We start from the raw sequence: 13136 nt of genomic DNA on the forward strand, positions 1-13136 counted from the left end.
CGGTCAGCGCTCACTTGCCTGAAGTAGTCAACAACAGTCGTCCGACGCATACGGTGCGACCGTGCTGCTGCCCGTAGCCCGAGTGCAGAGGACCCTCTGGAGGGTGTCACCTTCGTGCCCGAGCCCACTGTCATCGTGACCTTCGACGTCACTGAGCCGAACCTCGGCTCCTGCCTGGAGTCCCTGGCACGCCAGAGAGACGGACACCACAATCGGGACCATATGGTCCAACCGGGTGAGGTGACCACCGAGATCCTCCTCGTCCCCTTCCGCGGAAGAGAGGAGCCCGTCTCCGAGAGTGAAACCGTCGATGGGGAACAGGACGAGGACCCCGACGGCCACGACGACGTGCGTGAGGCCGAGGAACAGAACGACGAGACGGTCGAGGCCGGAGAGGACGCCGTCGCCGTCGCCGCCGCCTTCGCCGCGGACCCGCCCGAGAGGATGCGTGTGCGTCTGCTCGAGGGCGATCCCGCCACCGACGTGACCGCCGCCCGCCGCCGCGGTGGACAGGAAGCCGCCGGAAGCCATCTGCTCTTCCTCGAGGGGTGCGACGCCCTCACCGCCTATGCCCTGTCCTACCTGTGGCGCACCGCGGACGACACCCACTCCGACCTGGTCGTGGGCAACGTCCACCAGTTCAACGAACTCGGTGCCTCCCCCTCCAGGTCCCACAAGAAGCTGTGCGCCAAGCAGCGCTTCGCCGAGGACCCCCGTGCCGTCCCCGCTCTGGCAGCGGACCCGGTCCTCGGCAACAAACTGTGGCGCCGCGAGTTCTGGCTCACCCTGCCCGACCACGGCATGCACCCCGACGACGCCGACCTCGACCTGCGCCGCTGCGTGCTCTCGGCCCGCACCGTCGACGTCCTGCCCGGCACCGTTCTGCTCATGCGCGAGCGCCACGACACCGCCTTGCCCCTGGACAAGGGTGTGCTCACCCGCAGGTTGACCACCATGAACGACCTCGCCGCCGACCTGGCCGGCGAGGACCGCAGACTCTGGGACCGCACCCTGCTCCAGGGCGAACTCCAGCGCCTGCTCCTGAGGTTCCAGGACGCCGACGCCGAAGTGCGCGAGACCGTGGTCGACCTGCTCAACGCGCACCTCGACCACGTGCCCGCCGCCCAGCTCAACGACCTCAACGTCCTGGAGCGCCTCCTCTACCACCTCGTGCGCAAGCGCCGCACCGACGACGTCGTCGAGGTCGCCACCTTCGCCAAGAGCGTGGAGATCAAGAACGCACGTGTGCACCGGCGCGGCCTGGCCTACTACATCGGCTATCCCTTCTTCGAGTCCGAGGACCCCGCCAAGGCCGTGCCCCGCGAGATCTTCCGCCTCGACGACGAGCTCAAGGTCCGCCAGAAGACCGAGGACATCCGCTGGGAGGACGGCCGCCTCCAGATCAGCGGCCGTATCGGCATCCGCCACCTGCGCGCCCGCAAGCGCTGGCAGCAGCACCTCATGGCCTTCGCCGTCAACACCGTCGACCGGCGCCGCGTGCGCGTGCCCGTGCGGGTGCGCCTGGCCGCCGAGTACCGGCTGCCCGACGTGCCCGAGGCCGCACGCCACGACTACGGCGGTTTCACGGTCCTCCTCGACCCCGCCAAGCTCCGCGTGGCCGGCCGCTGGGAACCGGGCGAGTGGAAGATCGAACTGACGGTCTTCAACCGCGGCCTGACCCGGCGCAAGACCCTCTCCTCTCCGGTCACCGGCGCCCCCGAGCGCCCCGGTTACCAGCAGGTCGCCCCCGAGGTGTGGGTGCGCCCGCGCTGGAGCGGCGACCGTCACCTCATCGTGGCCGTGGATTCCACCACGGCCCGCGTGGACACCCACACCTTCGACGGCGAGACCGGGGTCCTGACCCTGCAAGGGGAGACGGTCACCGAGGCCGCATCCGGCGCCACCCAGCTGCGCCTGACCCGCCGGCCCGGCACCGCGGGCCTGAGTTACCCGATCACCGTCGAGGGGAGCCGCTTCAGCGTCGGGATCGGGGCCGAGGGCCTCTTCGGCCGCGCGGTGACCGAGTGCGGCGGTGTCATCCGCCAGGAGGAATGGGACGTGCACCTGGTCGACGGCGATCAGCGCACCGCCACCCTCGTACTGCCCGACGACGTGCCCACGGCTTCCTACGCCTCCGACACCGACCACCTCGAACTCTCCGTCCAGCGCACCTCGGCCGGCCATCTCAAGCTGCGTGCCGGGCAGGCCCGGTGCGTCATCGACGACGCCCGCTGGGAAGGCCGCGACCTGCACCTGAAGGGCGAGTTCACCGCTGACGCCGAGCTCGGCCTCCTCGCCCGGGCCCGTGGACGCGACGAGGAACATGTCCTGGACGTGGAGCGCTCCGGTACCCGCTTCGCGGCCCGCCTGAGCCCGGCCGACACGGAGACCCTCTCGGGCACCCTCTCCCTGGCCGTGGGCGGTTACCAGCTGTGGGGGCGGGTGACCGGCGACGACGGGCGCACTTTCACCACCGGTGTGGAGTTCTCCGACGACCTCGTCGGCGACATGCCCCTGGAGATGAAGACCGACGAGCGCAGTTTCACACTCACCTCCCACGGCCAGGCCGTCCCGGTGCTGCAGGTCGGCAGCGACCTGCAGCCCTCCGAACGGGGCTCCTTCGCCCAGCGTCGCCTCAAGGAGGTCGACTACCCGGCCCAGCGCCAGGAACCGGTCGTGGACGGGGTCCTCTTCGATACCTACACCGGCCGCCAGTACTCCGACAGCCCGCAGAGTATCTACGCCGAGCTGCGCACCCGCGAGGGCTGGGCCGACTACCCGATGTCGTGGCTGGTCGCCGATGGCCGCGTCAACCTGCCCGAGGACCTGGGCCGGGTGCGCCACCGCGGCCGCGAGTACTACGAGGCCCTGGCCCGCAGCCGGTTCCTGGTCACCAACTCCCGGCAGCCGGTGTGGTTCCACCGCCACCCCGACCAGACCGTGGTCCAGACCTGGCACGGCTCCATGCTCAAACGCATCGGCTTCGACGTGGAGAACATCCGGGGCAAGTCCCGCGACTACTTCGACAAGCTCGCTTGGGAGACCCGGCAGTGGGACTACCTGGTCTCACCCAGCCCCTGGGCCACCCCGATCCTGCGCAGCGCCTTCCGGTTCGAGGGCGAGATCCTCGAGACCGGCTACCCGCGCAACGACATCTTCTTCTCACCCCACCGCGAGGCGGTCGCCGAGCGCACCCGCCGAACCCTCGGACTGCCCGAGGGCAAGAAGGTCGTGCTCTACGCGCCGACCTGGCGCGACGACAAGTACTACACGCGCGGCAAGCACAAGCTCGACCTGCACCTGGACCTGCAACGCATGTACGACCAGCTCGGTGAGGACCACGTACTGCTCGTACGCCGCCATCCCCGGGTCGTCGACAGCGTCCCGATCGTGGGCCGCGACTTCGTGTACGACGTCTCGCTCTACCCGGAGATCCAGGAGTTGTTCCTCATCACCGACGTGCTGGTCACCGACTACTCGTCGATGATGTTCGACTTCGCCAACACCGGCCGTCCCATGCTGTTCTTCACCTACGACCTGGACAGTTACCGGGACAACCTGCGCGGCTTCTACTTCGACTTCGAGGAGACCGCGCCCGGACCGCTGCTGACCGAGTCCGACCAGGTCATCGAGTCGCTGCGCAACATCGGCGAGGTCGCCGAACAAGCGGGCCCCGCCTACCGGTCCTTCGTCGACCAGTTCTGCCCGCTCGACGACGGCCACGCCGCCGCGCGCGTGGTCGACCGGGTCTTCGGCCGGGGCTGAACTGTGTTTTCCGGACCTTGCTCCGCTTCGGCGGGATGAGGGGTGACGGTGCCGCCGGCCGGTCCCCGAGGGACGGCCGGCGGCACCCGTGCGCCACAATGGGCGGGTGATCGTCATCACCCGTTACTCCGTGCCCGAGGCCGACAGCGAGGCCTTCCGTACCGAGGCCGCCACCGCGGTGGCGGCCCTGGCCGCCCGCCCCGGGTTCCTGCGCCACCGCCTGGGCCGTGCCGCCGACGACCCCGAACTGTGGACCCTGGTCACCGAGTGGGAAGGGGCCGGTCCCTACCGCCGCGCGCTGTCCTCCTACGAGGTCAAGGTCGCGGCGGTCCCGTTGTTGTCCCGTGCCTTCGACGAACCCAGTGCCTACGAACTCGTCGACGAACCCGGAGCCTGAGACGCAAGGGCGTGGGGTGCCCCATCCGCTGGGAAAAGCGGACGCACCGGCTTCACGAGTGTTCTAGCCTGGACGGGCGTGGTCACGCGCTGCGACCGTTCCCGGCCGCACCGGTCCCGGCCGCACCGGCCACCGCACCCGAAACACACGATGAATCGCGCACCGCGATCCACCGACCGCCAGCCGGATGGAGAGTCCCACCATGGCCGCCAAGTCAGAGGCAATGGACGCACTGGTCAACCTTGCCAAACGCCGAGGTCTGGTCTACCCCTCCAGTGACATCTACGGGGGTCTGCGCGCGGCCTGGGACTACGGTCCCCTCGGTGTGGAACTGAAGGCCAACGTCAAGCGCCAGTGGTGGCGCGCCATGGTGCAGGAGCGCGAGGACACCGTCGGCCTGGACTCCAGCGTCATCCTCTCCCGTGAGGTCTGGGAGGCCTCGGGCCACGTCAGTGAGTTCGTGGACCCGCTCACCGAGTGCCAGGCCTGCCACAAGCGGTTCCGTGCCGACCACCTCATCGAGGGCTACGAGGCCAAGCACGGCAAGGAGCCGGAGGAGGGCCTGGAGGCGATCGCCTGCCCCAACTGCGGCGCCAAGCACTCCCTGACCGAGCCCCGCATGTTCAACGGTCTGCTGCGCACCTACTTGGGCCCGGTCCAGGACGAGAAGGGCCTGACCTACTTGCGGCCCGAGACCGCGCAGGGCATCTTCACCAACTACAAGAACGTCGAGCAGAGCGCCCGGCGCAAGGTGCCCTTCGGCATCGGCCAGATCGGCAAGTCCTTCCGCAACGAGATCACCCCGGGCAACTTCATCTTCCGGACCCGTGAGTTCGAGCAGATGGAGATGGAGTACTTCGTCCGTCCCGGCAGCGACGAGGACTGGCACCAGTACTGGATCGACAACCGCTTCCAGTGGTACTCGGACCTGGGCATCAACAAGGACAACCTGCGCCTGTACGAGCACCCGCAGGAGAAGCTGTCCCACTACTCCAAGCGGACCGTGGACATCGAGTACCGCTTCAACTTCCAGGGCAGCGAGTGGGGCGAGCTCGAGGGCGTGGCCAACCGCACCGACTACGACCTCCGGACCCACTCGGAGGCCTCGGGCGCGGACCTGTCCTTCTTCGACCAGGAGAACGACGAGCGCTACATCCCCTACGTCATCGAGCCCTCTGCCGGTGTGGACCGCGCTGTGCTGACGTTCATGCTCGACGCCTACAACGTCGACGAGGCGCCCAACGCCAAGGGCAAGATGGAAAAGCGTGCCGTCATGCGCATGGACCCGCGCCTGTCGCCGGTCAAGGCCGCTGTGCTGCCGCTCTCGCGCAACACCGACCTGTCGCCGAAGGCCCGCGACCTGGCCGCGCGCCTGCGCAAGCGCTGGAACGTGGAGTTCGACGACGCCGGTGCGATCGGCCGCCGCTACCGCCGCCAGGACGAGATCGGTACGCCCTTCTGTATCACCGTCGACTTCGACACGCTCGAGGACGACGCCGTGACCGTGCGAGAGCGCGACACGATGTCGCAGGAGCGGGTCTCCCTCGACCAGGTCGAGCGCTACCTCATCGAGCGCATGCCCGGCGTCTGAGGCCGCTCGTCCCGCCGGACACACGCGAGGCCGCTCGTCCCTTCCGGGGCGGGCGGCCTCGTCGTTCTCCGAAGGACTGCGGAGCGCCTGGACCGGGCGTTCCGCAACCGGCGGGAGACGAGACGGCCGGACCCGGGGGGATGGGTTTTCCGGCCGTCTCGGGATCCTCCGGCCGCACACGACCGTAGGAACCGTTCTCAACGTAGCGGCAGGGACTGCGAAGTACGAGGGAGTTTCGTACTCGGTGTCCTGTCGCGTGAGCGAATCGTGACGCGGGGGCGAGCGTGGTCGCCGACCGGGGTCAGGCGGAGGTGTAGACCACGAACGACACCGCGATGTAGTGGCACACGAACGCGGCGATGGTCAGCGAGTGGAAGATCTCGTGGAAACCGAACCAGCGGGGGGCGGGGTCGGGGCGCTTGAGGCCGTAGACGACCGCACCGATGCTGTACAGGAGTCCGCCGACCAGGATCAGGATCCAGGTGGCAGGGTGGGTGCCGTGCACCAGATCGGGGATGAAGAGCACCGCCACCCAGCCGATGGCCAGGTACAGGGCCGTGGAGAGCCAACGCGGGGCGTTGAGCCACAGGAGCTTGAAGGCCACCCCTGCGATCGCCCCGCCCCAGACCAGGGCGAGCATCGCCGTGCGCAACGTGCCGTCCAGCACCAGCACGATGAAGGGTGTGTAGGTGCCGGCGATGATCAGGTAGATGTTCGAGTGGTCCATACGCCGCAGCAACCGCTGGGCCCGCGGTGACCACCGGCCCACGTGGTAGATGGCCGAGGTGCTGAACAGCAGCACCGAGCTGAGCGCGTAGATCGCTGCGGCGGCCAGGGCCGGAACGGTGGGGGACAGGGCCACCAGCACGATGCCCGCGGCCAGCGCGAGCGGGGCTGTGCCCAGGTGCAGCCAGCCGCGGAGTTTGGGTTTGACCGCTTCGATGAGGTCCCCGGCGGTCTGGGCGGCGCGCTCGGGCACGGAAGAGGCCCGGGGCTCGTCGTCGGCGTTGCGTCCGTGGCCGGGGGGGTGTTCCTCCTCGGACGGTCCGGTCCCGTCTGCCCTCTCGGTCGACACCATTCGCCTCCTCCTCGTGCTGATCCACTCCCTCGCGGATCCTCACGCAGCCTAACTTACGGTCGCGTAGGTTACTTGCGGGTACCGCTGTGTCCCCTGGCACACCCGGGATTCGGGGCCCCGGTGTGCAGGAAGATTGGTCATCTCGGAAAAATATGCCCCCGTCGGCCGATCATCATCGCACTTTGTGTGCCCCGGGCTTCTGACCTGCCCTTCTCTGCGGTCGCCCCTGTCTCTGGTGTTGCTCCGTGCTGGTGTTCGGTGCATGAAAGGTGGACCATTGGTATAGACCTATATAGCCTCTCTGAGCTGCTAAAATAGTCAAATGCCCTAGTTAGTGAAGGTTCTGTTCTGTGGCGTCTGGATAGAGTCGCGCCCGATTACGGCACAGGTCGGCTCAACGCTGAGTCGTCGAGCGAGACGAGGGAGTACCCCGTGGCCAAGTACGTCTACAAGTTCGCCGAGGGCAACAAGGACCAGAAGGACCTCCTGGGAGGCAAGGGGGCCAACCTCGCGGAGATGACCAACCTCGGCCTGCCCGTGCCCCCGGGCTTCACCATCACCACCCAGGCGTGCCGGCACTACCTGGATCACGGCACCATGCCCGACGGGCTCGACGCCGAGATCGAAGCGGACCTTCGCGACCTCGAACACGAGATGGGCCGAGATCTCGGACAACCCGACGATCCCCTCCTGGTCAGTGTGCGCTCGGGCGCCCGCTTCTCCATGCCCGGCATGATGGAGACCGTCCTCAACATCGGCCTCAACGACGAATCCGTCGAGGGCCTGGCCCGCCAAGGCGGCGACGAGCGTTTCGCCTGGGACTCCTACCGCCGCCTGGTGCAGATGTTCGGCAAGACCGTCCAGGACATCGACGGCGACCTCTTCGAGGAAGCCATCGACCGGCTCAAGAGCGAGAAGGGCATCACCGACGACCTCGACCTGGACGCCGCCGACTTCCGCACCCTGGTCGAGCGCTTCAAGACCCTCGTCCGCGAACAGACCGGCCACCCCTTCCCGGACGACCCGCGCGAACAGATGCGCCAGGCCGTACGCGCGGTCTTCCAGTCCTGGGACGCCCCGCGCGCGGTCCTCTACCGCAGACAGGAACGCATCCCCGCCGACCTGGGCACCGCCGTCAACGTGTGCTCCATGGTCTTCGGCAACCTCGGTATGGACTCGGGCACCGGCGTCGCCTTCACCCGCGACCCCGCCTCCGGGCGCCAGGGTGTCTACGGCGACTACCTCCAGAACGCCCAAGGCGAGGACGTCGTGGCCGGTACCCGCAACACCGTCCCCCTCACCGACCTGGCCGACCTCGACGCCAAGAGCTACGACGAGCTCATGACCACCATGGAGACCCTGGAGAATCACTACAGGGACCTGTGCGACATCGAGTTCACCATCGAGCGCGGCAAGCTCTGGATGCTCCAGACCCGTGTGGGCAAGCGCACCGCTGCCGCCGCCTTCCGTATCGCCGACCAGCTCGTCGACCAGGGCATGATCACCCTCGACGAGGCCCTCCAGCGGGTCAACGGGGACCAGCTCGCCCAGCTGATGTTCCCCCGCTTCGACGAGAAGGCCGCCGCTAGTGACCAGGTCCACCGCCTGGGTCGCGGCATGAACGCCTCGCCCGGGGCCGCCGTCGGCAAGGCCGTCTTCGACTCCTGCACCGCCGTCGAATGGGCCCGCAGCGGCGAGAAGGTCATCCTCTGCCGCCGCGAGACCAACCCCGACGACCTCGAGGGCATGATCTCCGCCGAGGGCATTCTCACCAGCCGCGGCGGCAAGACCTCCCACGCGGCCGTCGTGGCCCGAGGCATGGGCAAGACCTGCGTGTGTGGTGCCGAGGAGCTCGACGCCGACACCAAGAACCGCCGCCTGACCACCCCCGGCGGCGAGACCGTCGAGGAGGGCGACGTCATCTCCATCGACGGCACCACCGGCGAAGTCTTCCTCGGCGAGGTGCCCGTCGTCGACTCCCCGGTCGTGCGCTACTTCGAGAACGAGGTCGACCCCGCCTCCGACGAGGCCGACGACCTCGTGCGCGCCGTCCACCGCCTCATGCACCACGCCGACGCCGCACGCCGCCTCCATGTGCACGCCAACGCCGATACCCCCGAGGACGCCGCACGCGCCCGCCGCATGGGCGCCCAGGGCATCGGTCTGTGCCGCACCGAGCACATGTTCCTCGGTGACCGCCGCCAACTCGTCGAACGCCTCGTCCTCGCCGACACCACGGAGGAACAGGACGGGGCCCTGGACGCCCTGCTGCCCCACCAGTGCGCCGACTTCAACGGGCTCCTCTCCTCCATGGACGGGCTGCCCGTCACCGTGCGCCTGCTCGACCCGCCGCTGCACGAGTTCCTGCCCGAAATCACCGAACTGTCGGTGCGGGTGGCCGTGGCCGAGGCCCGCGGCGAGAGCCACGAGAACGACCTGCGTATGCTCCAGGCCCTCCACCGCCTCCACGAGCAGAACCCGATGCTCGGCCTGCGCGGCGTGCGCCTCGGGCTGGTCGTGCCCGGTCTGTTCACCATGCAGGTCCGTGCCATCGCCCAGGCGGCCGTCGAGCGCATCCGCGAGGGCGGCCGGCCGCGCCCGGAGATCATGATCCCGCTCGTGGGCACCGTCCAGGAGCTGGAGATCATCCGCGAGGACGCCCTGCGTGTGCTGCGCGAGGTCGGCGAGGAGAACGGCATCGAGCTCGACTTCCCCGTCGGGACCATGATCGAGCTGCCCCGCGCCGCCCTGACAGCCGGGCAGATCGCCGAGAGCGCCGAATTCTTCTCCTTCGGAACCAACGACCTGACCCAGACCGTCTGGGGTTTCTCCCGCGACGACGTCGAGGCCTCCTTCTTCTCCGCCTACCTCGACAAGGGTGTGTTCGGGGTCTCACCGTTCGAGTCGCTGGACGTGGACGGGGTCGGCCGCCTGGTCCGTATCGCCGTGGAGGAAGGCCGGGCCGCACGCCCCGACATGCAGTTCGGTGTGTGCGGTGAGCACGGGGGCGACCCCGCTTCGGTGCACTTCTTCCACGAGGTCGGTCTGGACTACGTCTCCTGCTCGCCCTTCCGAGTACCCGTGGCGCGCCTGGAGGCCGGCCGCGCCGCAGCCCGCACCGGCGACTGACCCCGGACCGCTGAACCAGCCCTACACTCGGGGCATGTGGATGCGGCGGCGCGGTCCAGTACCGACGGATTCCGCGTAACCTTTTCGTGATATCTTCTTGGTCGCCGGTACGGCCACGGATCCCCGCTCCTTCCCCGCGCTCGGGGGCATGCCGACCACAACCCCCAGAACTCGGCCGATCCGGCCGGGAAACCGCGAACCAGCGGTGGGCAAGGGCCGTCCCAGAGGGAGACGCCGACGCGCGTCGCCCTGTCAGCGAGTTGTGCGGAGGTGAGCCGGTGCGAGCGCCGAACGACGGACGCGGTGAGGACCGGTGGCCCCAGGAGCACGGGCACTCCTCCGCCGACCACGAGACCACCCAGGCGTTCACCAGACGTGCAACAGACCCGGGCCCGGGAAGCCGACCCGAGACCGATCGGGACGAGCAGGCCCTCCCCGGGCCCGAGGAACCCACACAGGAGTTCACCCGAGGCCCCTCGACCCCCGACGACCTCACCACCCAGGCCTTCGACCGTGACGCCCTCGCCGACGCCACACCCGCGCCGCAGCCCGAGACGCCGCAGACCCCCGGATCCGGGCCCGGTGTTTCGGCCGAGGCGGAAGAACCCGGCGAGGACAGCACCGACGGCGACAGGGAACGCCGCCGCGGCTTCACCCGCCGTTTCGTGCGCAACCGCGTCGTCGGCCGTGGACAGTCCCTGCGTGAGGACCCCGCCCCCGAGCCGGACGAGAGCGCGATCGCTCCCGCCTCCGACCAGGGCCCGCAGCCCCCCGAGGACGGGCGGGAAGCGCCCCGCCTCGACGACACCCTGGCCGACCACCGGCCCCCCGAGACCACCGGCCCCTACGGCCCGACACCGGAACCCGACCACCCCGAGCCGCGCGTGTCCGAACCCGCCAGGCCCCCTCGTGAACGCCGCGATCCACCGCCCCGGAGCTCCCGCCGCCGTAAGAAGCGCCGTTTCCGGCTGAGCCGGATCCTCACGATCATCCTCGTCGTCGTCCTGGCGATCCCGCCCGCCACCTGGGGCTGGGTCTGGTACACCGCGCGTCAGGACGACCGAGACCGCTCCGACGCGATCATCGTGCTCGGCGCCAGCCAGTACAACGGTGTGCCCTCACCCGTCTTCGAAGCACGCCTGCGCCAGGCCCAGAGCCTCTACCAACAGGGTGTGGCACCCATGATCGTCACCGTCGGCGGCAAACAACCCGGGGACAACCACACCGAGGCCGCCGCGGGACGCGACTGGCTCACCGGGGTCGGTGTTCCCTCGGACCAGATCATCGCGGTCGAAGAGGGCTCCGACACGCTCCAGAGCATCGGTGTCATCGCCGAGGTCTACGACCAGGAGACCTGGGAGAGCGCCATCATCGTCTCCGACCCCTGGCACAGCCTGCGCGCCAAAAGGATGGCTGCCGACCACGGCATCGAGGCCGGCACCTCGCCCGCACGCTCGGGCCCGGCCGTCATCGAACGCAGTACCCAGCTCTGGTACATCACCAGGGAGACCGCCTCCCTCTGGTACTACTGGATCTTCGACGACAGCAGCGACATCCGGGTCAACGCCGCCTGAGGCCGAGTCACACCCGTGCGCCGGTGACCGGTACCAGTAGGCTCACAGGCGATGACCAGTCACCCCGGCGATGAGGGGCCCGCCCCCGGGTACACCTCCACCGACACCGAACGCCGCGTGCGTGAACGGCGCAAGAGCCGCGCACGCGGGCCCTTCGAGCGTGACCGCGCCCGTGTGCTGCACAGCTCCGCCCTGCGCCGTCTGGCCGCCAAGACCCAGGTGGCCCAGCCGGGTGTGAGCGACTTCCCGCGCACCCGCCTGACCCACTCCCTGGAATGCGCCCAGATCGGCCGGGAACTCGGCCAGGCCCTGGGCTGTGACCCCGACCTGGTCGAAGCGGCCTGCCTGTCCCACGACCTGGGCCACCCGCCCTTCGGCCACAACGGGGAGAACGCCCTGGACGAGGCGGCCGCCGGCTGCGGAGGGTTCGAGGGCAACGCCCAGAGCCTGCGCCTGCTCGTGCGCCTGGAGAGCAAGGTGATCGCTCCCGACGGCACGGGCGCGGGGCTCAACCTCACCCGCGCCACCCTCGACGCCACCGTCAAGTACCCGTGGGCCCGCGGGGAACGTCCCGGAACCCATAAGTTCAACGTCTACCCCGACGACGCCGAGGTCTTCGCGTGGCTGCGCGCGGGCTCCCCGGACGGCCGGACCCCCTTCGAGTCCCAGGTCATGGACTGGTCCGACGACGTGGCCTACTCGGTGCACGACGTCGAGGACGCCCTGCACGCCGGCCTGGTGAGCATGGCCGCGCTGGGCAGCCCCGCCGAACGCGCCGAGGTGTGCCGGGTGGCGGCCGAGCACTACTGCGATGCCGGTCCCGCGGAACTCTCCGAGGCCCTGGACGAACTGTTGGCAGCGCCGGTCTGGCCCGAGGAGTTCACCGGGGACCTGCCCTCCCTGGCGGCGCTGAAGAACCTGACCAGCGAACTCATCGGGCGGTTCTGCCGCGCCGCCGAGCGCGGCACCCGCGACGTGCACGGTCCCGGACGCCTCACGCGTTACGGAGCCGACCTGGTCGTGCCGCGCTGGGCGCTGCTGGAGTGTGCTCTGCTCAAGGCACTCTCGGCGCACTTCGTGCTGTCGCGTGCCGAGACCATGGCGTACCGGGCAGACGAACGCCGGCTCATATCGGAGCTGGTCACCGCGCTGTGGAAGAACGCCCCCGGTGCCCTGGACCCGCAGTTCCGCGCGCCCTTCGAGGCCGCGGCCGACGACGCCGGGGCGCTGCGTGTGGTCATCGACCAGGTCGCGTCCCTCACCGACACCTCGGCCACGACGCTGCACGCCCACCTCGTCGGTGGGTAGATGTGTCGTTCGGTGGGGCCACAGGGTTTTTGTCGGGTCTGAGTGCGTTGGGGCTTGGGGCTTGGGCCACAGCGGATGTGGGCTCGTGGGGTTTCTCGTGGTGCCGTGGGGCAGGCCCCCGGGGGTGTTCTCTTCCCGGGGGTGAGGAGGGTGGTGGTGTCAGCCCGTGGAGTCGGGCGGGTCCTTGCTGCCTGGCGGGCCCGGCGGGGGCGGGGCTTTGGCCCCGGCCCCGGCTCCGGTGCCGGTTTTGTTCCGGGTGCGGCGGGTGTTGCGGCGGTACTTGAGCCGGTTGTG

Annotated in this window: 7 protein-coding genes; 6 read left to right on the forward strand and 1 reads right to left on the reverse strand. The window is 69.4% G+C overall.

The window, feature by feature from the left end; translation table 11 throughout:
* Positions 1-114: 114 nt before the first annotated feature.
* The 3 genes from D473_RS0120480 to D473_RS0120490 all read left to right on the forward strand — a co-directional run bounded on the left by D473_RS0120480 (position 115) and on the right by D473_RS0120490 (position 5753).
* Positions 115-3765 (forward strand): CDP-glycerol glycerophosphotransferase family protein, encoded by a 3651-nt coding sequence (locus tag D473_RS0120480; protein WP_017610916.1) that lies wholly within the window; start codon positions 115-117, stop codon positions 3763-3765.
* Positions 3766-3871: 106 nt separating this feature from the next.
* Positions 3872-4162: an antibiotic biosynthesis monooxygenase family protein gene (locus tag D473_RS0120485; RefSeq protein WP_017610917.1), complete on the forward strand. Its 291-nt coding sequence runs from the start codon at positions 3872-3874 to the stop codon at positions 4160-4162.
* A gap of 202 nt (positions 4163-4364) precedes the next feature.
* Positions 4365-5753, forward strand: coding sequence for a glycine--tRNA ligase (locus tag D473_RS0120490; protein WP_193373304.1), 1389 nt, complete (start codon positions 4365-4367; stop codon positions 5751-5753).
* Positions 5754-6054: 301 nt separating this feature from the next.
* On the opposite strand, the gene trhA is transcribed toward D473_RS0120490, so the two are convergent.
* Positions 6055-6831: a PAQR family membrane homeostasis protein TrhA gene (gene trhA / locus D473_RS0120495; RefSeq protein WP_017610919.1), complete on the reverse strand. Its 777-nt coding sequence runs from the start codon at positions 6829-6831 to the stop codon at positions 6055-6057.
* Positions 6832-7263: 432 nt separating this feature from the next.
* Here trhA and ppdK point away from each other — a divergent pair, with 432 nt between their 5' ends.
* The 3 genes from ppdK (at position 7264) to D473_RS0120510 (ending at position 12842) form a co-directional block, all read left to right on the forward strand.
* Positions 7264-9960 carry a pyruvate, phosphate dikinase gene (gene ppdK / locus D473_RS0120500; RefSeq protein ID WP_017610920.1) on the forward strand — a complete coding sequence of 899 codons (2697 nt, stop codon included), beginning with the start codon at positions 7264-7266 and terminating at the stop codon, positions 9958-9960.
* Between the two features lie 278 nt (positions 9961-10238).
* Entirely contained in the window at positions 10239-11534 is a 1296-nt protein-coding gene (locus tag D473_RS0120505; protein WP_017610921.1) for a YdcF family protein, read from the forward strand.
* A gap of 51 nt (positions 11535-11585) precedes the next feature.
* The gene (locus D473_RS0120510) at positions 11586-12842 is read left to right on the forward strand and encodes a deoxyguanosinetriphosphate triphosphohydrolase (protein ID WP_017610922.1); all 1257 of its coding nucleotides are present in this window, start codon (positions 11586-11588) and stop codon (positions 12840-12842) included.
* Positions 12843-13136 lie beyond the last annotated feature (294 nt).

The organism is Nocardiopsis xinjiangensis YIM 90004 (assembly GCF_000341145.1).
In the GTDB taxonomy this organism is placed as follows: Bacteria; Actinomycetota; Actinomycetes; order Streptosporangiales; family Streptosporangiaceae; genus Nocardiopsis; species Nocardiopsis xinjiangensis.

Excerpts from the sequence above, each read along its gene's own strand:
- trhA (WP_017610919.1), bottom strand. The coding sequence starts at position 6,831 with ATGGTGTCGACCGAGAGGGCAGACGGGACCGGACCGTCCGAGGAGGAA.
- D473_RS0120490 (WP_193373304.1), top strand. The coding sequence starts at position 4,365 with ATGGCCGCCAAGTCAGAGGCAATGGACGCACTGGTCAACCTTGCCAAA.
- D473_RS0120510 (WP_017610922.1), top strand. The coding sequence starts at position 11,586 with ATGACCAGTCACCCCGGCGATGAGGGGCCCGCCCCCGGGTACACCTCC.